Raw genomic sequence first — 22,521 nt, 5'->3', positions numbered from 1 at the left:
TCCTCTCTAACTTGCCGTTTTATGTTTCTTTAAAAAGGTACGAAGTACCTTGTTAAAGGCATCTTTTGCCTCTAGCTTCGCGATGTGACCTGTATTCCTGAAGATGACAAACTCGGAGTGGCGAATTTGTTTATGCATCAATAATTGAACCCATACCGGGATGACCGAATCGTATTGTCCACCAACTATTAAAGTTGGGATATTAATAGAAGAAAGTAACCGTAAATTATTGACCTCGAGACATGCTTCCATTGATTTAAAATAATGTTCACGATTAGGCTTGTAAAATTGGTAAAAGCTTTCGAAATTTTCCTTTGACCAAGAATAGAGGCAAACCTTGGCTGCTGATTCCCTCAGAACTTCCGGATATTTATTTTCTGAATGGGCTTGCCGGTATTGTAAAAATAATTTTCCTAGCCGTTTTGGAGCATAATGGAAGGTGCTGACGAGCATCAGTGAGCGACACATTTCAGGAGCCTGACGATAGATTTCCTGGGCTACCATTCCCCCCATTGATAAACCGCAAATGTGTGCGCTTTCAATTTCTAACCCTTTTAAAAGACTAATAACATCGTGAGCGAAGTTTTTTATCGAAATCTCTCCCGGTGATTGATATTCACCATGTCCACGTAAATCGGGAATAATCAAATCAAATTGATCGGCAAATTCAAACTGGTTGGACCAACCTTCCTTAACTTCGCCAAGACCATGAATAAAGACTAACGGCTCACCGGAACCAAGTCGTAAAAAAGGAATTTCGAAGCAACTTTTGAATATTTCACTCAAAGCAAATTCCCCCTAGCTGTTTTTAATAACCTATGTTTCCATCATTAGTAAAGTTTATACATTTATAAAAATCCTGATTATTTTATTATATAATCACGCTTGACAAAATATTACATATAAGTGTAAATTACATATATAGACTAGCAATAAGAAGACCTACATACATCAGTTAAAACGTGATTCTAATACAGAAGAAAATATGATCGAGGAGGAATAAAGAAATGAGTACGTCGACTAACAAAAATGGCCAAGCAGAGACTCATGAAGAAGCTGTTGAAACCAATCGTGTAGTTGATACCCTTTGGAATCAATATGAACAATCATTGGATCGAGCTAGAAAGTATCGTGAAAGCAGGGAAGAGGGATACCTTAACACAATTAAAGATGTGATAAGGTTCAATCAGGAATTCAGAGGTTCACTTGCAAATCTTTTTCAGGCATCTAAAGAAACAAACAACGAAATAATGAAAGGTGTTTCTAGTGCACTTTTTAAAAAAGCTGAAGATAAACAAATGATTCGTCCTGAGTTGACAGAACAATTCGATGAATTATCCAGTCGATTTAAACAGCTGGCAGCTACTCCTATTGCAGCTGGCCTTGACCTAATTGTCCGCTTGGAGGATAAACTTGAAGAAAGCAGTGAAAACTATGTGAATTTTGCAAGACAACGTCGTCAAGGCATTCAGAAGGTTACGGACGGGTATGTTCAAGTTGCTAGAAACAACCATAACAAACTAGTTCACCGCTTTGAAGAAAGCTTGAAAGTATTAGTCGACGCTAAATAAAATGGAAGTAAACTCCACTGTTTAAAAGGGACAGTGGAGTTTTTTATTGGTGTCAAGTATCAGCCGATCTTTTTAACATGACACTTATCATGGTTGGAACATGACAGCTATGACTTACAGCGTATAATTGCATTCCCTATACTTTGAGATAACACAAAGTTTAGGGAATGCAATTTAAAAAAATGTCTGAAGAAAAACAAAAGAATTTTCTTAAGCAGGTCGCACCTTATGAAAAGTAGTACAAAGGACAGTGTATGGCAGTTGATCAATTGTTGCCACTATTCTTTTTCAAAAATTGTATGGCGAATAAAATTCTAAAATGTTTGTTGGGTTTAAAGATGTTAGGATTTCCGCTAAAATAGAAAGTATATTAGAGAAAAATGAAGGATCGTTAGGGTAAAATAGAGGGATAAAGTATTCCAAGTAAAAATGAGGTTTCGTTCATGATAAAAAGGTATTTAACATTCAGAAAAAATAATGGGATTGCTCCTTATATTTGGACGATTCTTTGTATATTACCGTTTTACTTTATTTTTCAATCTCCCTCAACTATTGAAATTGTCGTTGGAATTTTACTTACACTGTTCTTCTTTATTTTGTATCGATTTGCCTTTATTTCAAAGGGATGGCTAGTTTATCTTTGGACATTAATTCTCATTGCTATTTCCATTACGGCAACCAGCCTTTTCAGTTATGTTTATTTTGCCTATTTTCTTGCTTATTTTATCGGCAATATTAAGGATCGTGTAGCCTTTCTTACCTTGTATTTTATTCATTTAATCAGTACTTCAGCGTCGATTAATTATAGTTTTGTGATGCAGGAACCGTTATTTTTAAAACAAATTCCGTTTGTCATCATCACTTGGATAAGTATCATTCTCCTCCCATTTAGTATTCATAATCGCAATGAACGAGGGCAGCTCGAAGAAAAACTAGAGGATGCTAACAAACGGATCGCTGAGTTTATTAAATTGGAGGAACGGCACCGGATTGCGAGGGACCTTCATGACACATTGGGGCAAAAGCTTTCTCTGATTGGCTTAAAGTCGGATTTGGCAAGGAAGTTAATTACAAAAGACCCTGAGCAGGCACGTGTTGAATTGAAGGATGTTCAGCAAACAGCACGAACCGCGTTAAGCGAAGTAAGAAAAATGGTTTCTTCGATGCGTGGCATTCGCTTAAAGGATGAAATTCATCGGGTTAAACAAATGATTCAAGCCGCTCAAATCAAGTTTGTAAGCGAAGGGGAATTTACGCTTTCAAATGTTTCGCTGTTAACAGAGAATATCTTAAGCATGTGTTTGAAAGAGGCCGTTAACAATGTAGTTAAACATAGTGAAGCAACCTCTTGTTTCATTTCTATTGAACAATCGTGGAAGGAAACGAAATTGATGATTCGAGATGATGGTGTCTTTAAGGGTGAAAATAATATATTAGCTGAAGGTCATGGTCTAATTGGAATGAAAGAAAGACTGGAATTTATTAATGGTAGTCTTGAGCTCTCAACAAAGGATGGAACAACATTATTTATTAAAGTACCGAATGATGTCAAGCCGCGGTTGGAAAAGGAGGATTGAAAATGATAAAAATTGTTATCGCTGAAGATCAGCAAATGCTATTGGGAGCATTTGGATCCCTTCTGAATTTGGAAGATGATATGGAGGTAGTCGGAAAGGCGTCCAACGGAGGTGAAGCTGTTGACCTTGTGAAAAGCTTCAAGCCGGATATCTGTATCATGGATATTGAAATGCCGGGGAAGAGTGGACTCGAGGCAGCGGAAGAACTTAAAGGTCTTGGTTGTAAAGTAATTATTTTAACAACTTTTGCCCGGACCGGTTATTTTCAGCGGGCCTTAAAGGCCGGTGTCAGCGGTTATTTACTGAAGGATAGTCCAAGTGAAGAACTGGCCAGCTCCATCCGCAGCGTGATGGCGGGTAGGCGTATTTATGCTCCAGAATTGATGGATGATGTTTACGGTGAAGAAAATCCTTTGACAGACCGGGAAAAAGAAGTGTTAGAGCTCGTCGCAGACGGCAAGAATACGAAAGAAATTGCTGAAGAACTTAGCATCAAAACTGGAACCGTCCGCAACTACATTTCAATCATCTTAGATAAACTCGAAGTCAAAAACCGCATCGAAGCCATTACCCAATCGAAAGAAAAGGGATGGTTTAAATAAGGTTTGAATGAACGGTGTCTGGCACCGTTATTCAAATCTTTTTTATTTTGAAGGACAAAAAAGTTGTTTTTTCAAGTTTTATAAAATATGATTTTTTGTAGTAAAAAAACGCTGGAACATTTTTAAAGTAATTGAGTTTTTCTTATGAAGAAAGGAATTGATTCAGTTAATGGGAGAACCTTTAAATAACACGATAGACAGCGGCGAGGGAATTTCTCGGTCAAAACGGTTATGGATGGCAGCTGTATTGGGTAGTTTAGCAGCGTTCGGTCCATTATCCATTGACATGTACTTGCCTGCACTTCCAAATATAGCACAAGACTTTCATACCAATCCTTCACTCGTACAGCTTAGTTTAACCTTTTTCTTATTGGGTCTTTCATCAGGACAGTTATTGGCTGGACCGCTAAGTGATGTACGGGGACGCCGGCTGCCACTTCTGATTGGATTGATGACCTATTTTGTAGTTTCGCTATTGTGCGTATTTAGCCCTTCCATTTGGGCTTTAATTGTATTACGGTTTATCCAAGGACTGGCTGGATCCGCAGGTATTGTTATTTCTAGAGCCATCGTCCGCGATTTATATTCCGGACCAGAATTAACAAAGTTTTTTGCTCTGCTCGCTCTAGTCAATGGTGTCGCGCCCATATTAGCACCAGTCATGGGAGCGCAGCTGTTGAAGATAGTACCTTGGCAAGGTGTTTTTATTGTCTTAAGTTTAATAGGTTTATTGATGTTCTTTGTCGTATTTTTCGGGTTACCAGAAACACTTCGTGATGACAGGCGTTCAGCGGGCGGAATAAAAAATACAATTATGACCTTTAAAAACTTAATTTTTGACCGTAGTTTCATTGGATATGCATTGGTACAAGGACTTGTTTTTGCCGGAATGTTTGCCTATATTTCAGGCTCACCTTTTGTTGTGCAAAATATTTATGGTGCTTCAGCGCAGATGTTCAGTCTTATTTTTGCGATAAACGGAGTCGGAATCATGATTGCCAGTCAAACGACGGGAAGATTGGCTGGGCGAATACAAGAGTCAAAACTTTTTGTTTTTGGCTTATGTATGTCATTTTTCGGAGGAATAGTATTGCTTGTACTTCTGCTATTGCATGCAAACTTATTTTTCATATTGCTACCGCTTTTTTTTGTGGTTTCAAGTGTTGGTGTCGTCAGTACAGCAGGATTTTCGCTTGCTATGCAAAAACAAGGGAAGTCTGCTGGCAGTGCATCCGCTTTGTTAGGAGTATTGTCGCTTGCAATGGGAGCGATTGTGGCTCCACTTGTGGGAATAGGTGGAGAGCATACAGCTATACCGATGGGAATTGTCATCGTATGTGTTGGGACTGGTGCAGTTTTTTCCTACTTTTTTCTTGTATATCGAAGCAACTCAAAAACAAAGGATACTTCCTCTTCCTTATCCGGTTAATAACTTACATGTTCCTTTTCAAACGGCCGGCGAACCCTTATTGATCGGCCGCTGTTTGAAAACCTCCTGAAAAGTTTTTTATATATTCGTATACCTCGTGTGGGCGTTCTTCAGGGAGGGCATGGCCTGTTTCTTTTAAAACAATTAATTCGGAGTTAACTAAATCTTTGTTTAGTTTCTCTCCGACTTTCAGGGGCATCGATTTATCATGATCACCCCAAATTAATAAACAAGGTGTTTTAATCTGGTTAAGGATATGGGCAGGAAGATCACCCTCGCGGTGACGAATCATTCTTGTTAGCGCCACGAAAATTTCATCCTGTAAAAAGGGCTGTAGGTATCCGTTAATCATTTCATCATTAATAATGGAGTGGTTATAGAGTGCGTCTTGGAGATTCTTCTTTACTCCTGTCCGAGCAAACCAATATTTCACAAATAGGTGGAAATAGGGAACGTAGCTGGTAAGGATTAATGGTAATTTTGAACGTTTAAGATACGATGAGCTACAAAGCAGGATAGCATTATCAGCGAGCTCTGGCATCATATGAAGAATATTTAAGACAATTTGCCCGCCCATTGAATGACCGATAAAGGTCATTTTTTTTAACCCAAAGGATTCAGTTAGTTTGATGACTGTTTGGGCTAAATTCTTATAGGAATAAACATAGCGGTTGCATTTTGCGCTTTTTCCAAATGGGGGTAAATCAAGTGATAAAACTTGGTACTCCTTTTTCAATAAGGAAATTAGATGGCGATATGTGAAGGTGGAAGAAAGAAAACCATGCAATAAAACAAACGTCCTGTCCGAGGTTTGATTAGGATAAAATTCATAATAAACGTTAATGTTATTTACCAGCAGAAAACCAGTGGATTCAGTTTGTTCCATCAGATACTTCCTCCTGTTTTTAATAAAAATAGTTGAAGTTAATATTCCCTACATTTCAATCCTTACACGAAAAATATTGTCAAAAACCCCAAAAGGGAAAAATAGCAAAAAGAACTGTCCTCCACAGAAGGACAAATGTGTTTTCGTGGTGCCTGACACCACGTAATACAAACACCATGTAAAATTCCCAAAATTTTTTTGATTTTCCAAAATAAAATATTTGAATTTTTAGAAAACTACTTGTATAATGGAAAAAAGCTTAAGGAGTTGATTTCCATGGAAAAGAAATTACTAAATTCACCACAACATTCGGATGAGAACGCAGATTCTGTTGTTGCAGAGATGATTCTAAACAAAGCGCTGCTAGAATTTAAGATGGAGAAAATCCGTAAGGAAATCGACCAAACATTACAAGATGGGAACAAGGAATTATTCCTTAAACTAACAGAGGAATTAAAGAAAATCTCCTAAATTATTTACTAACGTATCTTTACTAAAAAAGAGGCCCTATCCATTTTATTTAAAATGGATGGGCTTCTTTCTGTTTTCATGAACAGTGAACCTTATTGTAATTTAGTGTAACAACTGGAGTACAATGATGTTTGAAAAACTTGGTCAATTCTCTTTTATTCAAAAAATAGATTGGAAGTCATTGAAATAATAGATAAATTGAATTTATTATAGACTTTGATTTTTATATAATTTAGGCAGTCTGTATTGTCTGTCTATGCAAATCCACAAAAATTTCCACGGTAATGCTAAAGTGCTTCCGAAGGATGGAGCACCAGTATTTTTAACTTACTCAATAGAAAAATAATAAGGGGATGAAAATGAAAAACATTTTTCGCACCTTCGTTCAATTAGTCGCTTCGATATATATATTCTTTTTAATTGGATTGGCGGTTGCCATACTGTTAATTCAAAATTCTTGGATTGACATGCGTTTTGAAAGTGAATACATGGTTACCATTTCGCTTCTAACCGGCTTATGGTTTTACTTTTTAACAACGTTTTTGAATGCGAGAAAATTTGCTATTTGGGAATCTGCACGAATCTCAGCAGCAGTTGGCATTTTAAGTATTGCAATTACCTCCATTATCACCCTAATCGGGGGGAGCTTTTCCATCCTCCCTTCCTATGTGGTAAGAAAATCATTGTTTTTAGAAGATATTTTAACACTTGATAGTATGAATGAGCTTCTCATCATCCTCATTCCAATTGGGTTTATCTTCATGGCATTTGCTGTTTGGTCCAGCAATAAATCAAAAACAAGAACTGAATCCAACACAGGATGGACTCAATTATCGGGCGTTCAAAAGTTGGGCATCATGTTTTTGTTTGTCCTAATCGCCTTCTTTTTGTTAGTTTATTTAGGACAAGGAGGATTCCGAGATTTAATTAATCAATCCACTGTTTATTTAAAGGATGCAGATGTGGAAGGATTCCGTGATTATCTACTTTCATTTGGGTCTCTTGCTGCTGTTGTTTCTGGATTATTAATGGTGTTTCAAGCCATTATCGCGCCGCTCCCAGCATTTGTCATCACGTTTGCGAACGGGCTATTATTTGGCTGGGGTTGGGGGGCCGTCCTCTCATGGAGTAGTGCCATGGCAGGGGCATTACTTTGTTTTTATCTGGCAAAAATTTTGGGTAGACCAGTTGTAGAAAAAATTGTCACGAAGAAAGCGTTAAATTGGTGGGATTCATTTTTCGCAAGATATGGAAAACATGCGGTTTTTATTGCTAGACTTGTCCCAATTGTTTCATTTGATCTAGTGAGCTATGCTGCTGGTGTAACATCTATATCCTTTTGGCAATTTTTCTGGGCAACAGGGCTTGGACAATTACCAGCAACCATTCTTTATTCCTACCTTGGTCAAAACGCCACTAGCACTGTGGAAATTCTGTTTTTCATCTTTACCATCGTCATTGCGCTTGCCGTTATTGGAATGATTCTTCGCCCTAAATTACACGTGAGGAATAAAGAGAAACAAGGAGGCAATGGTTAATGGCCTCAAAATTGGACATAAAAGGGTTAATCATTAGGATAGTCGGTAGCATAATCTTAATTTATTGGATTCTCAATCAGATTGAATGGAGCAAAGTGGCCGCGGTTGCGAAGGAAGGGTCATACGTTTATTTCATTGCCGCTTTTATTGTAATTCAGATTACAGTCGTCGCTAGTATTTTGAAATGGAAAATGCTCGTTAATTCTTCATTAAATCAAGACCAAAAGCGAGACGCATCATTAGTAAAATTGGGGCGTTTCTATTATATTGGATTATTTTTTAATAATTTTTTACCAGGCAGTGTCGGTGGCGATCTTGTACGTGTTTTCTATTTAGGAAGAATCACAGGAATTCCTATTGCTACAGCCTCTGTGGCATTTGAACGAATAACAAGTGGTGCTGCACTTGTAGCAATCGCCATCTTTTCATCCATCGTTCTGAAATCAGCGAGAACTTATCTTTGGCCAATCTTGCTGGTATTAGCTGCAATTTTGCTATGCTCATACCTTATAAGTATATGGATCAAAAGAAGGAAGAACATTACCAACATTCAAAGTAGTATTCCTACTTCAAGAATAAGCAGATGGCTTATGAAGCTAAAAAGCGAGCTTGAAAAAATCGTAGCAATCTCCTTGAATTATCGGAAGGAAAATAAAAAGTGGTGGTTAAACATCGCTATCCTCTCCATTCTTTTTCAGGTTGGTCTTGCTTGGATTAACGATTTATTGTTTTTATCATTAGGGATTGACATTCCATGGCTAGAATTATTAATGGTTATTACCTTAATCTCTGTTATTACTATGTTGCCAATCAGTGTAAATGGCTTAGGAGTTCGGGAAGGCTGTTATGTTTTATTTTTTAAAGAGCTAGGCGTACCAGTGGAAATCGCTGTTACTGTTTCTTTATTATTTTTTATTCTTGTTTCGATATCAAGTTTAGCTGGTGGGGTATTTTGGATGTTAGAAAGGGGTGGGAAGAGTGAAATTATCCGGAAATCGGTTGATTGAATCGATTGTTAGTAAAAAGGCTAAGTATATGGTTAATTCTATTCCTGGAGATATCCCGATAAAGAAGTTTACTAAGCCAGCTGGAGAATCGGTGTTTGCCCTCATCACAACCGCGGGTGTTCATTTGAAAACACAGCCAGTTTTTGATGTTGAAGCTGGAGATCCTACTGTTCGGTTCATTCCGGCGTCAGTCGAAGAAGAAGATTTAATGATCAGCCATACTCATTTTGACCGTAGTGATGCTGATCGTGACGTGAACTGTGTCCTTCCTTTATTCCGTCTTAAAGAATTGGCTTTAAAAGGAATCATTGGAGAAGTTGCAAGGACACACTACGGCTTAATGGGGTATATACCGGATCCGATTCCATTAATAGAAGCGACGATACCGTTGATTCTTAAACAGTTGAAGGATGATAAAGTAGACGCGGTTATCTTGAATCCCGGCTGATATATTTGCCATCAATCCGTGGGATTGATTCAATTTGCAATTGAAAAAGCAGGGATACCAACCATCTCTATTACACATTTAGCAGAATTAACCGAAAAGGTAAGGGTCCCGAGGTCATTGCATTTACGCTTTCCATTAGGTAGAAGCTTTGGTAGAGCGGGAGAACAGCAGATGCAACGACAAATCCTCCTAGATGCCATCCATTATTTAAAAGAAATAGATGTATCAGAAACAATGATTAAGCTTCCATATAAGTGGAAAGGAAAAAATAGGAATGAAAGCTGAAGTAGCAAAAAGGTTCCAACGAATCCTCTGGCATGCTCGCTGGCTGTTGCTAGCGGGATTAATCATCTATAATCTTTATAGTTTGATGGTTGCTTTTAAACTATCATCATTTCTTCCAGTCAATGGATTTATTTTTGCTTTATTTTTCTTGCTTGGACTGTGGGAAGACTATTTTGAATGTAAATCCAGTTGTGAGCTTTAGAAAGGGATACTAATGAAAAAACTAACTATTATTATTTTACTGTTTTTATTGATTTTATCAGGTTGTAGCTCAAATACGAATAATACTTCCAAACAGGCAGGAGAAAATAGCTTAAAAAGTGATTGGAAGGAAATTACGGCTAAGGCAAAAGGGTCAAAGGTTAATATCTTTATGTGGGGCGGGGACGAAGGAATTAATCGTTACATTGATGAATGGGTTGCTCCTCGTTTGAAAGAACAATATAATATAGAACTGAAACGCTATCCGATGGATGCTGTGGAATTTATCAATAAGTTGAAGACTGAGAAACGGGCAAATAAAAAAGCGGGCGAAATGGATGTTATTTGGGTTAACGGAGAAAATTTCAAAACAGCCAAGAATGAGAAGTTACTTTTAGGACCATTTACATCGAAACTCCCGAACTTTAAGCAATATGTTGATACTGAAAGTGATGATATCAATTATGACTTTGGTTTTCCTACAGAAGGATACGAAGCTCCTTGGGGTAAGGTTCAGTTTGTTTTTGCATATGATTCAAATAAAATCACTAATCCACCAAAATCTATTGACGAACTGAAAGATTGGGTTAAGAAAAATCCTGGTAAGTTTACCTATCCGGCCCCACCAGATTTCACTGGAAGTGCCTTTATTCGGCATGTCCTTCATGAAAAAAGTAAGGACTACAATGCCTATTTAAATAAGTTTGATGAAGAATTGGTAAAAGGGGAAGCGGACCAGGTATGGAACTTTTTAAATGAAATGGAACCATTCTTATGGAGGAAAGGAAAATCCTATCCACAATCTCTTTCCCAGTTGGAGCAATTATATAAAAATGGTGAAGTATGGATGACAATGGGGTATGATGAAGCGAACGCTTCAAACCTAATTAAAACGGGTGAATACCCTGCATCAACAAAAACATTTGTCCTTGATATGGGGACATTATCCAATACTCACTTCCTTGCTATTCCATACAATGCTCCGAATCCGGATGGGGCACTAGTACTAATTAACTTCCTGCTATCACCTGCTGCACAAATGAAAAAAATGGAGCTCGAGTATTGGGGAGAAAATATGTCTATTTCCGTTGGTCGTTTATCTGAACAAGACAAGCATATCGTAGAATCAACCGACAGGGGTCCAGCAACCCTGTCACAAGAAAAGTTGTCCAGTCATCGGATTCCAGAGATCGGTGGCGAATATGTCCAATGGTTGGAACGAGGATGGATGGAAAATGTGGCGAATAAATGAACTAGGCCATCAAATAAATAAACATAAGGGGCTGTTGGGAATCCTGCCAGCCCTTTTGTTTATGCTCATTTTTTTTCTTGGGGGATCGATTCATTCAGTAACACTAAGTTTGGAAAGTCAACCGGTACATGGCCAACAAGATCAATTTTGGGCTTATAAGGAATTATTAAATCTTTCATTTTTTCGTTCCGTCGGGATAACAGTTGGGATGGCCGCTGCGGTAGCTGTTTTTTCAGGAGTAACGGGTTTACTTGCTGCCCTTTTATTAGCTGAACGCTTCCGACAATGGAAGTGGCTCCAGATTATTTTTCAATTGCCAATCGGAATTCCTCATTTATTATCTGCCTACCTACTTATGCAGGTATTTATGCAAAGCGGCTGGTATTCACGGATGGCCTATCACTTTGGCTGGATCGATTCATTTGAGTCTTTTCCAGTCCTCGTCCACGATGACTGGGGCATCGGAGTAATATTAGCTTATATGTGGAAGGAAGTTCCCTTCATTGTTTTATTAATCTATCCTTTTATTGTAAAACTCATCTCTGATTGGAAGGAAACGGCAATGGTGTTGGGGGGATCCTTTTTCCAAACAGTAAGGTGGGTCATTGTACCAATTTTACTACCAATGTGGGTTGGTGGTATGTGGGTGGTATTTGCCTTTACGTTAGGTGCTTACGAAATACCCGCACTACTGGCAAAGACTTCATTTGGGTCCATTCCGGTTATGGCTTTTCAAGAGTATTCACAATTTGGATTAGAACGTCAGCCGCTTGCGATTGCAATGAATCTCGTATTAGCTGCGATTTCGCTCTTAGTTGGCTGTTTATTAATTTATTTGCAATTGGGTTGGTATAAAAAAGGGAGAAGAGTATGGTGAAAAGGAAAAGAGCCCAAAGAATTTTAATTATTATTTTTATCATCTTGTTTAGCCTTTTTTTTCTTCTGCCCTTCATCCCCCTAACCGTTTGGAGTTTTACAAAGCAATGGCCATGGCCCCTGCTCCTTCCTGAAAAATGGAGCATAGATTCATGGAAATATCTTCTTTCCGCTTCGGGAAGGGCCGGAGAAGGAATAGTTAATAGTTTGATTGTTGCTGCCCTTACCCTTATGGGGAATCTATTATTAGGAATCCCGGCAGCGAGGACCTTAGCTCAGTATGAATTTAGAGGGAAAATGATTGTATTTTCTATTCTTCTTGCCCCCTTATTTATTCCCTATACCGTTTCCATCATGGGGATGTTCGATTTTGCGATTCGTTTCGATTTTATAAACGATTATATAAGCGTAGCTATTGCACATCTTTTAGTAACTCTGCCCTATTTTGTCGCAACCATTTGGTTTCAATTTCGTTTAATTGGGCGGAAACTCCAAGAAGCTGCCATCAGTTTAGGGGCAAACGAATGGAAAATCTTTATCTGGATTGAATGGCCGCTGCTTCTTCCATCGATTTTATTAGGCAGCTTTTTGGTGATTGTTATTTCATTTAGCCAGTATTTACCGACGTGGATTATGAGTGGTGGAACATTGCTGACGATTCCTTTAATTATGTTTCCATTTGCCAGCAGTGGAAACTCATCGATTGTCGCGGCTTATAGTCTGGTATTCTTTGTCCCAATTTTGGTTCTTATGATAATGTATTATCTCCTTTTACGAATAAATTCAAGAAAACACTTCATGGATCGGAGGTGAGGAAGAGTGCGGTTAGAGAAAATATCCATTCAAATTAACAACGATAACATTATCAACTCTTTAGATTTAAAAATAAATTCAGGTGAGATTTTTGTGTTAATGGGTCCGTCCGGTAGTGGTAAAACGACATTATTAAAGGGGATTGCTGGGCTGCTGCCATTTGCCTCAGGAAAACAGACATGGGAAAATGGGACGGGTACAACAGGACTTGTATTTCAAGAGCCAAGACTTTTTCCTCACCTTACTGTTGTAGAGAATATCGCCTTTGGGCTAAGGGTGAGGGGTATCTCAGTTAAGGAAAGAAAAGCAATGGCACTAAATTTTTTAAAAAATCTGCAGCTCGAAAGTTTAGAAAATCGTTATCCACATCAGCTGTCAGGCGGTCAGCAGCAGCGAGTTTCTTTGGGGCGGGCACTAATCCTTAACCCGGATCTGCTTTTGTTAGATGAACCGTTTGCTTCCTTGGACACTTCACTAAGGCTGGATTTGATAGAGTGGTTATACGAGCTACAAAGAAACCTTGGCTTTTCGATATTATGGGTAACCCATTATATTGATGAGGCCTTATCTGTAGCCGACAGAATCGGGATTATTTTGAATGGGGGATTACAACAGATTGGAATACCCTCAGAGCTTTTTCAAAAACCGGCTTCTGAAAAAATTGCCCAGTTCTTATCCTTACCAAATCGATTCTCCAGAGGACAATGGAGGAAATGGTTTCAATATGAATTAAATGGATTGCAAACACAGGATAGAGGATGGATTGATCCCAAACATTTGCAGCTTATTGATGAGGGAAACCGTTCAGGTGAAGGTAATATAGAAGAGGCAGCGTGTATTATTTCAGGTTTTGTCACAAAAGTAAGACCAAGTAGAGAGGGATACTCGATCACAGTTTTAGCGGATAGCAAATCGCTGGAAGTAAATACGACGGGGTGGAAAAGAGTCCCTAAATTAAAAGAAAAGATAAGAATAAGGGTGCCATTCGAGCACATACATTGGTATTCTGAGTAATTTGAAAGGGAGAGAGAACTGTGCTTGATACTCACGGGCGTGCAGCTGTACAACCAATCATCTCGAAAACAGCACATTATCTATTAAAGATTGGCTTAAGTGCCAACCAGGTAACATATATTGCTTTTTTCATCGGCATAATCGCAAGTATTCTTGTCTACTTTGGATATCCCGTAATAGGAGTGGCTGTTCTTTGGTTTTCAGGATTTCTGGATGCTGTTGACGGTAGTATGGCAAGGAAAAGTAAATCCTCTTCATGGGGGACCGTTCTCGATGTCACCTTTGATAGAGTGGTTGAAGCAGGAATATTAATTGCTTTGGCACTTCGTCATCCTGACCCCCACGTATTGATGCTGTTTCTCTTGTTAGCCATTTCGATTATATTTACAATGACCATTTTTCTAACAGTAGGAGCGCTATCAGAAAAAGAGAGCTACAAATCCTTTTATTATCAACCTGGACTAGCGGAAAGAACAGAGGGATTTATATTATTTTCTTTACTGGTTCTATTTCAATCCCATTTAGTATTTTGGACAATCATTTTTATAGCGGTTGAAATTACTACAGGAATACAACGGTTATTGGAAGCAAGGAGAATATTTAAATCGTAATATTTGTCAAAGTGCTTAAAATAAATAAAACATATCCTACTAAAAAGAAGCCTTATCCATCCGGATAAGGCTTTTAATATTATAACAAGTGTCCACCCTGGACGGACAAAAAGGGGTAAGTGTCTTTTTGTGGTGCCTGACACCATTTTTTTGTAAGATGAAGGAAACGACTGCAATTAAAGGAGAGGTTCATTTGAGAGAAAAAATCCTCGCAGAAATTAAAAAAATAGAAGAAGAATTTGATGTAAAAATCTGCTATGCAGTTGAGTCTGGAAGTAGGGCGTGGGGCTTTCCTTCTAAGGACAGTGATTACGATGTCCGGTTTATCTATATTCATAAAAAAGACTGGTATCTGTCGATTGAGCAAAAACGAGAGGTTATTGAGCTCCCTATTAATGATCTCCTTGATATTAACGGCTGGGAACTACGGAAAGCCCTTAGACTTTTTAAAAAGTCCAATCCGCCGCTTATGGAATGGCTTCACTCAGGCATTGTTTATTACCAAGCTTATTCACTAGTGGACAAAATGAAAGCAATTCAAGAAAAAGTATTTTTGCCGCAATCTGCGCTATATCATTATTTAAATATGGCCAAAGGTAACTACCGTGACTATCTACAAGGAGAACAAGTAAAAATTAAGAAATACTTTTATGTCCTCCGGCCGATATTAGCCTGCAAATGGATTGAAAAATATAACTCTGTTCCGCCAATCGAATTTCAGGAGCTGGTCAAGAACCTCCTTGAAGAAGGTGAACTGAAGCAGGAAATCGCATCATTATTAGAGAGAAAAATTAGAGGAGACGAGCTAAACCTTGAATCTAAGGTTACGGTAATAAACGACTTTATCGAAAAAGAAATCCTTCGGTTAGAGGATTATACGAAAACCTTGAAGATTTCTAAAGAGGATATCACACCCTTGCTGGATGGATTATTTAGAGAAGTTTTAGATGAAGTTTGGAGTTAATACTAATTTGGAAAACTGCTTGGAGACTCCAAGCAGTTTTTGGCCGATAAGAATGGAAAACTTCCTAGGCTTAATTGCACGAACTACAGACTTCTGAGCATTTGCCTCGCAGATGAAAAGCTATTCTTTTTATTGAACTCACCTCATGAACCTTTTGCATTAAAGGAAGCAAGTAATAAAAAAATAAAGAAATCAGAATTTTGTAGAGGGTCACTATTTCAAATAGTGGCCTTTTTGTTTAAAAAAATTTTAAGGAGTAATGATATAGAATAGTGTTATTTTTTGTTTGAAAATGTGAGTGTTCAACAAATATTCACAAATTATTCATGTTGTTATGTTGTTAATGTTGTTAACGTCAATTAAACTTATAGTAAAGGGAGAAGGTATTTAGGAAAAAGAAGGGGATGAATATGTTACCGATTGAGCGAAGACAGCAATTGTTAAAATGGTTGAATGATGAAGGATCTTTAGCAATCTCTGAGATTAGCAGTCGTTTGCAAGTTTCCGAAATGACAGTTTATCGGGATATTAAGCCATTAATACAAGAAGAAGTAATTATCAAAACTTCTGGAGGAATCTCATTAGCCCCAATTACGAAGGTATCTCCGAATACTTGTATTTATTGCTTAAAAGAAATGAATAGCCGGCATCCTGTTCAAATTATCACCCATGATTTAAAAGTTGAGCAATTATGTTGCCCGCATTGTGGATTACTAAGATACAAGGACATTAAACAACATGTTTCGCAAATTATCTGTCGTGATTTTCTGCAGAATTCTACCATAAGTGCCAAAATGGCCTATTACCTAATGGATGCTGATTTCAACTTGAATTGTTGCCAACCACAAGTATTAACATTTGAATCTTTAAAGCAAGCGGAACAATTTCAAAAAGGTTTTGGTGGAGTTGTGTTACGTTTTGAAGAGGCAATTGAAGAAATTCAAAAAAAAATGAACGGTTTTACGGGATGTTCTTGTGAAAAATAAGCTGTACCTAAAACTTGGATTTATAAGCGGAGTGATAAATTGAATATAAAAATAAATTTCAGCATGTTCATGGTCATCATTTCCCTATTTCTATTTTTATTTCCGTCAACTTTCTCAGCTCACGCTTATATTCAAAAATCGACACCTTCAGAAGATGCGATTCTCAAAAAAGCTCCAAACGAAGTCACGATTCAATTTAATGAACCAATTCAACCTGAGTTTAATTCAATCAAGGTATTTGATTTTGATGGGAACAGAGTCGATAAGGAAGATGGCGGGATTGATCGTAACCAACCAACCATTCTAAAGAGTGGATTAAAAAAGGATCTTCCAAACGGTACCTATCGAATCAAATGGAAGGCTGTTTCAAGCGATGGCCATCCTGTTCAGGGAGTCATTGGCTTCCAAGTTGGAGATGAAATTCAAGACTCAAGCTTTGTACATAATGAAACAAAAGGCTACACTCCAAAGGCAGATCTTATCATTATTCGTTGGCTTCAATACTTAAGTAATGCCTGCTATGTGGGGCTCCTGTTTTTTTACCTGTTAGTTTTGCCAAAAGCGATTCGGGGAAACAAATTTGTTGATAAGATTTTCCTTAAGCTGATCCATACGAGTTTCGTCGTGCTTTTCCTAAGTATCTTGTTAAGCTTACCATTAGAAGCGACGATTGAATCTGGTTATCATTGGAGTGAAGTGTTTAGCTTTCGCTTATTTGAAAATATCCTATCTTACACGACCTTTGGTCAAATATGGATTTTTCAAGCAGCGATTCTTTTAATGCTTGCTTTGCTTACTTCATTTAATAGGAATGCAATAAGCACTAAACGAATCATTCTATCGGTCTGCTTCTGTTTAGGAACAGCATTATTATTTACAAAGTCATTAACCAGTCATGCTTCATCCCAAACCAACCAGTTGCTATCGATTTCGATGGACTTTCTCCATTTATTCTCAGCCTCCCTCTGGATTGGATGTTTAATCGGTTTTGTTGGATTACTTCCATTGCGGAAGAACACTGAAACAAAGCAATATTATATCCAAATGATTAAAAGGTTTTCTAAATGGGGAATCCTCCTAGTTCTTCTGTTAACCTTTACGGGAGTGTTTGGAAGTCTGCTGCATATTCCAAATCTTTCTGCTCTTGTACGAACGGACTATGGGAAAGTATTATCTATAAAAGTTATTCTATTTTTGGTCATGCTCCTCCTTGCAGCCGTGAATTTTGTAAATGGAATAAGGGAAAAAGACAAAGGCTTGGTGGCTTCCATGTGGGGGGAACTTTCTACTGGTTTGGTTATCCTGATTCTTACTGTGGTCTTAACTAATTTACCAACTGCCATGTCCTCTCCTGGACCATTTAAGGAAACAAATACAGTGAATAAAGGAACAAAGGTCACCTTAATGGCAACCCCGAATATTGTTGGCGAAAATTTATTTGAGGTTACATTAAAAGACCGTCAAGGCCAACCCATCAAAGATATTGAACAAATACATTTGACATTTACAATGCTTGATATGGATATGGGAAAAGAAACCATTAATCTTACAAAGGAAGCAGACGGGAAATACAAAGAGAATGGTTTGCACTTTAGTATGGCCGGTAATTGGAATGTCCATGTTCATGTTTTGACAAAGTCGTTAGAGAGCATTGATACCGATTTCCGTTGTTTAGTAGGAAGTAAATAAAATCATTCGAGGAGAATTCAAATGAAAAGAATGATGTTTAAGGTTTCAAAAATATTTATTCCAGCTGTAATCAGTTTATTTTTCTTTTCAAGTATAGCTAGTGCACATGTGACAGTCATCCCGAAAACTTCTGCAACAGGTGCGTGGGAAACGTATACCTTAAAGGTCCCAGTTGAAAAAGATATTGCCACGACTAAAGTCACCGTGAAGGCTCCTGCTGGTGTAGACGTTATGTCCTATCAACCGGTTCCCGGGTGGACATATACAGCTGAAAAAGATGCCAGTGGTAAAGTAAAAACTTTTACATTTGAAGCAACAGGTGAAGGGATTTTACCAGGACAATTCCAACAATTTGTGTTTGTTGCGAAAAACCCTGATAAAGCAACAAAAGCGGCTTGGGATGCCTTTCAATATTATAAAGATGGTAGCATCGTAGAGTGGACAGGCGATGAGGGGACTGATTCACCTCATGCCATTACAGATATTGTGACAGGTACTTCGACTGATCACCATGGTACGCAGCCGGCAGAACATAATGAAAAGACAAAAACAACAGTACCAGAGAAAGAGGATGATACGTCCGATTCACTTCCTCTTGTATTATCGGGTGCGGCAGCGTTACTGTCACTTGTAGCCCTTGTTCTTGCTTTCCGTAAAAAATAACCTATACTTGAGAAAAAAACAGAAGATTGCTTTCGTGCATCTTCTGTTTTTTTATAAGTTCTTCTTAAGTTGAATGATTGAAATTTCCTAATTTTTCTTATCAACCTTATGTTTTAAAATGAGGGTGGAGCAGGAAAAGGGTGGAAAAATAATAATTTTGGAAGAAAGTCACAGTTACATGTGACTTTTTATTTTTAAAAGGGTACATGTTTTTTAGGTCTCGAGTCTTAGTACAAAATAATACTCAAGATTGTTAAAAAATAACTATAAGACATTATAATATAATAGAAAGGAAGATTTTGTCGGGGGGAAATATATGAGCAGGAAGATATATGTGTTACTTACTGATACTGGATCCATTTTAACAAAAATAATCAAATTATATACAAAGAACCCACACAACCATGTCTCTATTGTGATTGATGATCAATTCAACAAGGTTTATAGCTTTGGAAGGAAAAATCCCTGGAACCCTTTTATGGGAGGATTTGTGAAAGAAAACATTCGCGGCCATTTGTTTAGGAATGCCGATTGTGCTATTTATTGTGTTACCATTACAGAAAAACAATTTCAAATAATAAACGGTAAAATTAAGGAAATGGAAGAGCATAAGGACGATTATAGGTACAATCTCATCGGTCTAGTTGCCGTGATGCTGAATATGGAGATTGATCGAAAGAACGCCTTCTTTTGCTCCCATTTTGTTGCGGCTTTACTAAACGAATCAGGTATCAAAATGAAAAATCAAAAGCCTCTTTCCCTTGTAACTCCACATGATATTAAGGAATCAGCCTCCCTCAATTTAATATATGAGGGGAAGCTTTCATCCTATTTTCAAAATTATTACCAAGAATATCAAGCAGATAAAGTGGAAGTAATCTAAGTTAAAAAAGTTTCGATTTTCTAGAATTTAAATAGAAACACTTTCTTGGTTTTGACTTTTCTTCTTTTTGAGCAATTCCACCAATGCCTTAAAAAGCTTCAAAGAACGGTGGAAAACGGGGCTTTGAATGAAAGTATAAAGAAAAGTGGCGATAAACACGGGCCCGCCTAATAAAAATCCAATCACTAATACAAGACTTTCAACAATAATTCGCGCTTGGCTTACCGATAATCTTGTTTTATCAGAAATGGAAAGCATAAACCCATCACGCGGTCCGGCACCAATCCCTGCCGCAACATACATTCCGCCACCAATTCCGGTAATAATTACTCCAGAAAGGAGAATTAAGTAATCGACCCATGTGTTAGTTGCTTTTGGAAGAATGTCTAACAAAAGGAAAAAGTCCATGATTGGCCCAATACATAAAGCGTTTAAAACTGTACCTACACTAATATAGCTTCGAGCGACAAACAAAGAAATGATAATTAGGATTAATCCGCTAACCACTCCCCATGTACCAATGGTTAAACCAAAGTGTTGATAAAGGGCTACATTAAGTACTTCCCATGGGTGTAAGCCAATATATTTAACTTTGACAGCAATGGCATTACCTAAGCCAAAAAAAGTTAATCCCATAAAAAATAAAAAATACTGAAAAAACCTCACCTTTAGTTACCCCTCCAAAAAGATGGATTGTTCTGAAAATTCAAATCTATCCTAATATCTTAAAATAGGAATGGATAATATTCAATGGTTAATTTAAGTTATGGAATAGAAATCATCAAACTGCTGTAGAAATTAAAGATAAATTCTTCTATAAACACATTATTTATCATATATGTTTTTAAAAGACCCTAAGCCACTGAAGGTCTTGGACTTTGAATATGAAAGAGGGATACAAAAATGCCAAGCGAGATACAATACGTAGAATTAGATATCCCCATTGAAGTGATTTGGGATTTCATCCGAGATGAAAATAATTGGGCACCACTTGTCCCTGGTTATATTTCACATGAAAAAATAAATGATCGGCAAATCACTTGGGAGTTTAAGAGCGACATTGGCATAATGAAAAAAAAGGTCAGGCTATTAATTGATATTAAAGAGTGGAATGAGCCTGCCAGGGTAAGTTTTGATTTGAAACGATCGAACGAAAAGTATATTGGTGAAGGATATTTTGAAGCAAAAGCACTTAATATTAATAAAACCGGGGTGACTGGATTTCTTGAAATAAATGCATCAGGTCCAATGGGATCTCTAGCCAATTCACTTTTTAAGAAGGCAATTCAAAAATCGGATGAAGAAGTGTCGGTAGCTATCACTTCAAGGTTGGAAGAATTTAAAAGAAGATGAAAAAAATACAGCCGCAGACCTGGATAATTGAGGGTTTGCGGTTTTCTTTCTTGGATTGGGGAAAAAATTAAGTTTATCTTAAGCATCGAATGGTAAAGTTAGTCCAAATTCCACTATTACAATTGATAGTTGGCAGGAGGGTTATAAAATGAAAAGCAAGGTACAAAAAAAAGGAATGAATGTGATACTTACTGTTTCGATGCTTGGTATGGTGTCTGGCTCATACATACCAACTGCATATGCTGAAAGTAACACAACTGCAGTCCAGGAAAACCTTGAATCCAATACACTTGCTAACTTGGAAATCGATGAGATTAAGTTAGACCAGACTTTTACATCAGAGGTAAAGGAATATTCAGCCACCGTTGGTAATGATGTTCCAGATATACAATTACAAGTAGAAAGTAGTAATCCAGAGTCGTCCATTTTAATAAATGGGCAATCGGTAACAAGTGGAACGACAGGAACTTATTCGCTTCAAACCGGAAAAAATACGTTCCTAATCACTGTGAGTGATGGCAGCAATACAGCAAATACCTATATACTAACCATTACGAGAAAACAAAATGCAAATAATCTCCTGCAAAATATTAAATTATCTACTGGGGAGCTGTCACCGATATTTTCTTCTACAAAAACGGAATATACGGTTCAAGTTACAAACGATGCTGATGCAATAAAGATTACACCTACAAGAATAGAAAAAACAGCGACAATTAAAATCAATAATACTTTAGCGAAGGGGGAAGGTGTTTCCGTAGAACTCCCGGTTGGGAAATCCGACATTATCATCGTCGTTACAGCAGAAAATGGGGAGGAAAAGACTTATACATTACACGTTATCCGAGCGGAGGGCAAAGATTCGAAAGCAAACATTTCATCACAGAAAAATAGAACTAATTCCTTTCAACAGACTGCAGTTCAGCAAAATTCTGGGACAGTTCAAAAAACTAGTAAGGCAACACTATCTTCACTAACAGTTTCGGAAGGTACATGGGATAGCTCTTTCACACCAAACGAATTCACCTACCATGTGGCTGTTTCAAGTGATGTTAAAACGGTCACCATTAATCCAACTGCAAGCTACAGTGCATCTACGATTATGATTGAAGGTGGCACCAGCAAAACAATCCAGCTAGAAGATAATAACAAAACTATTATTTCTGTTGTTGTAACCTATGATGATGGCGACCATAAAACTTATGTGCTTGTGTTTGATAAGAAAGAATAAGCGAATGCAATTCTTCATTATTATACCTGCAAAAATAACCTGCCTAGCAGGTTTCAGATTGTAGACAAAAGGCATCCGAATGAGCCCATTCGGGTGCCTTTTCGTTGAATTTTTGCTCGTAAGAGCAGAATTTAGACCTATCCCATCCATACTTTTAGGCCATTTCTGGAC

Annotated in this window: 24 protein-coding genes; 21 read left to right on the top strand and 3 right to left on the bottom strand. The window is 37.6% G+C overall.

Going from position 1 to position 22,521, the window contains the following annotated elements; translation table 11 throughout:
- Positions 1–6: 6 nt before the first annotated feature.
- Entirely contained in the window at positions 7–786 is a 780-nt protein-coding gene (locus tag M5A78_RS02800; RefSeq protein ID WP_248733774.1) for an alpha/beta fold hydrolase, read from the bottom strand.
- Between the two features lie 221 nt (positions 787–1,007).
- Here M5A78_RS02800 and M5A78_RS02795 point away from each other — a divergent pair, with 221 nt between their 5' ends.
- The 4 genes from M5A78_RS02795 (at position 1,008) to M5A78_RS02780 (ending at position 5,179) form a co-directional block, all read left to right on the top strand.
- Positions 1,008–1,571 (top strand): hypothetical protein, encoded by a 564-nt coding sequence (locus M5A78_RS02795; RefSeq protein WP_248733773.1) that lies wholly within the window; start codon positions 1,008–1,010, stop codon positions 1,569–1,571.
- A 443-nt stretch (positions 1,572–2,014) separates the two neighbouring features.
- A complete protein-coding gene (locus tag M5A78_RS02790) occupies positions 2,015–3,148 on the top strand; it encodes a sensor histidine kinase (protein ID WP_248733772.1) in 1,134 nt (377 codons plus the stop codon).
- Between the two features lie 2 nt (positions 3,149–3,150).
- Positions 3,151–3,750 (top strand): response regulator transcription factor, encoded by a 600-nt coding sequence (locus M5A78_RS02785; protein WP_248733771.1) that lies wholly within the window; start codon positions 3,151–3,153, stop codon positions 3,748–3,750.
- A 169-nt stretch (positions 3,751–3,919) separates the two neighbouring features.
- Positions 3,920–5,179 (top strand): multidrug effflux MFS transporter, encoded by a 1,260-nt coding sequence (locus M5A78_RS02780; RefSeq protein ID WP_248733770.1) that lies wholly within the window; start codon positions 3,920–3,922, stop codon positions 5,177–5,179.
- Between the two features lie 37 nt (positions 5,180–5,216).
- Here M5A78_RS02780 and M5A78_RS02775 read toward each other — a convergent pair whose 3' ends face one another.
- Positions 5,217–6,065: an alpha/beta fold hydrolase gene (locus M5A78_RS02775; RefSeq protein ID WP_248733769.1), complete on the bottom strand. Its 849-nt coding sequence runs from the start codon at positions 6,063–6,065 to the stop codon at positions 5,217–5,219.
- A 276-nt stretch (positions 6,066–6,341) separates the two neighbouring features.
- Between M5A78_RS02775 and M5A78_RS02770 the strand changes: the two genes are divergently transcribed.
- From M5A78_RS02770 to M5A78_RS02700, 15 genes are all read left to right on the top strand, one after another.
- Complete coding sequence (locus M5A78_RS02770) at positions 6,342–6,536, top strand: IDEAL domain-containing protein (protein ID WP_248733768.1); 195 nt, start codon at positions 6,342–6,344, stop codon at positions 6,534–6,536.
- A gap of 359 nt (positions 6,537–6,895) precedes the next feature.
- Positions 6,896–8,074 (top strand): TVP38/TMEM64 family protein, encoded by a 1,179-nt coding sequence (locus M5A78_RS02765; protein ID WP_248733767.1) that lies wholly within the window; start codon positions 6,896–6,898, stop codon positions 8,072–8,074.
- The gene (locus tag M5A78_RS02760; RefSeq protein WP_248733766.1) at positions 8,074–9,081 is read left to right on the top strand and encodes a lysylphosphatidylglycerol synthase transmembrane domain-containing protein; all 1,008 of its coding nucleotides are present in this window, start codon (positions 8,074–8,076) and stop codon (positions 9,079–9,081) included. Before M5A78_RS02765 ends, M5A78_RS02760 begins: the two co-directional genes overlap by 1 nt.
- Positions 9,053–9,814, top strand: a complete 762-nt coding sequence (locus M5A78_RS02755) for a glycine/sarcosine/betaine reductase selenoprotein B family protein (RefSeq protein WP_248733765.1) — start codon at positions 9,053–9,055, stop codon at positions 9,812–9,814. Before M5A78_RS02760 ends, M5A78_RS02755 begins: the two co-directional genes overlap by 29 nt.
- Entirely contained in the window at positions 9,804–10,016 is a 213-nt protein-coding gene (locus M5A78_RS02750) for a hypothetical protein (protein WP_248733764.1), read from the top strand. The genes M5A78_RS02755 and M5A78_RS02750 overlap by 11 nt, the downstream gene beginning before the upstream one ends.
- A gap of 12 nt (positions 10,017–10,028) precedes the next feature.
- Positions 10,029–11,267 carry an ABC transporter substrate-binding protein gene (locus tag M5A78_RS02745; protein ID WP_248733763.1) on the top strand — a complete coding sequence of 413 codons (1,239 nt, stop codon included), beginning with the start codon at positions 10,029–10,031 and terminating at the stop codon, positions 11,265–11,267.
- On the top strand, positions 11,251–12,144 hold the full coding sequence (locus tag M5A78_RS02740; protein ID WP_248733762.1) for an ABC transporter permease: 894 nt from the start codon (positions 11,251–11,253) through the stop codon (positions 12,142–12,144). The genes M5A78_RS02745 and M5A78_RS02740 overlap by 17 nt, the downstream gene beginning before the upstream one ends.
- On the top strand, positions 12,138–12,956 hold the full coding sequence (locus M5A78_RS02735; RefSeq protein ID WP_248733761.1) for an ABC transporter permease: 819 nt from the start codon (positions 12,138–12,140) through the stop codon (positions 12,954–12,956). The genes M5A78_RS02740 and M5A78_RS02735 overlap by 7 nt, the downstream gene beginning before the upstream one ends.
- A gap of 6 nt (positions 12,957–12,962) precedes the next feature.
- Positions 12,963–13,970, top strand: a complete 1,008-nt coding sequence (locus M5A78_RS02730) for an ABC transporter ATP-binding protein (RefSeq protein WP_248733760.1) — start codon at positions 12,963–12,965, stop codon at positions 13,968–13,970.
- A gap of 20 nt (positions 13,971–13,990) precedes the next feature.
- Positions 13,991–14,581 carry a CDP-alcohol phosphatidyltransferase family protein gene (locus M5A78_RS02725; RefSeq protein ID WP_248733759.1) on the top strand — a complete coding sequence of 197 codons (591 nt, stop codon included), beginning with the start codon at positions 13,991–13,993 and terminating at the stop codon, positions 14,579–14,581.
- 193 nt (positions 14,582–14,774) lie between these two features.
- Complete coding sequence (locus tag M5A78_RS02720) at positions 14,775–15,545, top strand: nucleotidyltransferase domain-containing protein (protein WP_248733758.1); 771 nt, start codon at positions 14,775–14,777, stop codon at positions 15,543–15,545.
- 410 nt (positions 15,546–15,955) lie between these two features.
- Entirely contained in the window at positions 15,956–16,531 is a 576-nt protein-coding gene (locus tag M5A78_RS02715) for a DeoR family transcriptional regulator (RefSeq protein WP_248733757.1), read from the top strand.
- 39 nt (positions 16,532–16,570) lie between these two features.
- Complete coding sequence (locus M5A78_RS02710) at positions 16,571–18,220, top strand: copper resistance CopC/CopD family protein (protein WP_248733756.1); 1,650 nt, start codon at positions 16,571–16,573, stop codon at positions 18,218–18,220.
- A gap of 21 nt (positions 18,221–18,241) precedes the next feature.
- Entirely contained in the window at positions 18,242–18,883 is a 642-nt protein-coding gene (locus M5A78_RS02705) for a YcnI family copper-binding membrane protein (protein ID WP_248733755.1), read from the top strand.
- Positions 18,884–19,199: 316 nt separating this feature from the next.
- The gene (locus M5A78_RS02700) at positions 19,200–19,766 is read left to right on the top strand and encodes a hypothetical protein (RefSeq protein ID WP_248733754.1); all 567 of its coding nucleotides are present in this window, start codon (positions 19,200–19,202) and stop codon (positions 19,764–19,766) included.
- 27 nt (positions 19,767–19,793) lie between these two features.
- On the opposite strand, the gene M5A78_RS02695 is transcribed toward M5A78_RS02700, so the two are convergent.
- Positions 19,794–20,402 (bottom strand): YczE/YyaS/YitT family protein, encoded by a 609-nt coding sequence (locus tag M5A78_RS02695; protein WP_248734006.1) that lies wholly within the window; start codon positions 20,400–20,402, stop codon positions 19,794–19,796.
- A 267-nt stretch (positions 20,403–20,669) separates the two neighbouring features.
- Here M5A78_RS02695 and M5A78_RS02690 point away from each other — a divergent pair, with 267 nt between their 5' ends.
- Positions 20,670–21,119, top strand: a complete 450-nt coding sequence (locus tag M5A78_RS02690; RefSeq protein WP_248733753.1) for a CoxG family protein — start codon at positions 20,670–20,672, stop codon at positions 21,117–21,119.
- Positions 21,120–21,267: 148 nt separating this feature from the next.
- The gene (locus tag M5A78_RS02685) at positions 21,268–22,350 is read left to right on the top strand and encodes a cadherin-like beta sandwich domain-containing protein (protein ID WP_248733752.1); all 1,083 of its coding nucleotides are present in this window, start codon (positions 21,268–21,270) and stop codon (positions 22,348–22,350) included.
- Positions 22,351–22,521 lie beyond the last annotated feature (171 nt).

It is taken from the genome of Neobacillus rhizosphaerae (assembly GCF_937468385.1).
GTDB classification, from domain to species: Bacteria; Bacillota; Bacilli; order Bacillales; family Cytobacillaceae; genus Neobacillus; species Neobacillus rhizosphaerae.
This window is presented reverse-complemented; position numbering and strand designations above follow the sequence as displayed.

Excerpts from the sequence above, each read along its gene's own strand:
- M5A78_RS02685 (WP_248733752.1), top strand. The coding sequence starts at position 21,268 with ATGAAAAGCAAGGTACAAAAAAAAGGAATGAATGTGATACTTACTGTT.
- M5A78_RS02700 (WP_248733754.1), top strand. The coding sequence starts at position 19,200 with ATGAGCAGGAAGATATATGTGTTACTTACTGATACTGGATCCATTTTA.
- M5A78_RS02775 (WP_248733769.1), bottom strand. The coding sequence starts at position 6,065 with ATGGAACAAACTGAATCCACTGGTTTTCTGCTGGTAAATAACATTAAC.
- M5A78_RS02750 (WP_248733764.1), top strand. The coding sequence starts at position 9,804 with ATGAAAGCTGAAGTAGCAAAAAGGTTCCAACGAATCCTCTGGCATGCT.
- M5A78_RS02765 (WP_248733767.1), top strand. The coding sequence starts at position 6,896 with ATGAAAAACATTTTTCGCACCTTCGTTCAATTAGTCGCTTCGATATAT.
- M5A78_RS02770 (WP_248733768.1), top strand. The coding sequence starts at position 6,342 with ATGGAAAAGAAATTACTAAATTCACCACAACATTCGGATGAGAACGCA.
- M5A78_RS02740 (WP_248733762.1), top strand. The coding sequence starts at position 11,251 with ATGTGGCGAATAAATGAACTAGGCCATCAAATAAATAAACATAAGGGG.
- M5A78_RS02715 (WP_248733757.1), top strand. The coding sequence starts at position 15,956 with ATGTTACCGATTGAGCGAAGACAGCAATTGTTAAAATGGTTGAATGAT.
- M5A78_RS02695 (WP_248734006.1), bottom strand. The coding sequence starts at position 20,402 with ATGGGATTAACTTTTTTTGGCTTAGGTAATGCCATTGCTGTCAAAGTT.
- M5A78_RS02785 (WP_248733771.1), top strand. The coding sequence starts at position 3,151 with ATGATAAAAATTGTTATCGCTGAAGATCAGCAAATGCTATTGGGAGCA.
- M5A78_RS02745 (WP_248733763.1), top strand. The coding sequence starts at position 10,029 with ATGAAAAAACTAACTATTATTATTTTACTGTTTTTATTGATTTTATCA.
- M5A78_RS02705 (WP_248733755.1), top strand. The coding sequence starts at position 18,242 with ATGAAAAGAATGATGTTTAAGGTTTCAAAAATATTTATTCCAGCTGTA.
- M5A78_RS02780 (WP_248733770.1), top strand. The coding sequence starts at position 3,920 with ATGGGAGAACCTTTAAATAACACGATAGACAGCGGCGAGGGAATTTCT.
- M5A78_RS02735 (WP_248733761.1), top strand. The coding sequence starts at position 12,138 with ATGGTGAAAAGGAAAAGAGCCCAAAGAATTTTAATTATTATTTTTATC.
- M5A78_RS02760 (WP_248733766.1), top strand. The coding sequence starts at position 8,074 with ATGGCCTCAAAATTGGACATAAAAGGGTTAATCATTAGGATAGTCGGT.
- M5A78_RS02795 (WP_248733773.1), top strand. The coding sequence starts at position 1,008 with ATGAGTACGTCGACTAACAAAAATGGCCAAGCAGAGACTCATGAAGAA.
- M5A78_RS02790 (WP_248733772.1), top strand. The coding sequence starts at position 2,015 with ATGATAAAAAGGTATTTAACATTCAGAAAAAATAATGGGATTGCTCCT.
- M5A78_RS02690 (WP_248733753.1), top strand. The coding sequence starts at position 20,670 with ATGCCAAGCGAGATACAATACGTAGAATTAGATATCCCCATTGAAGTG.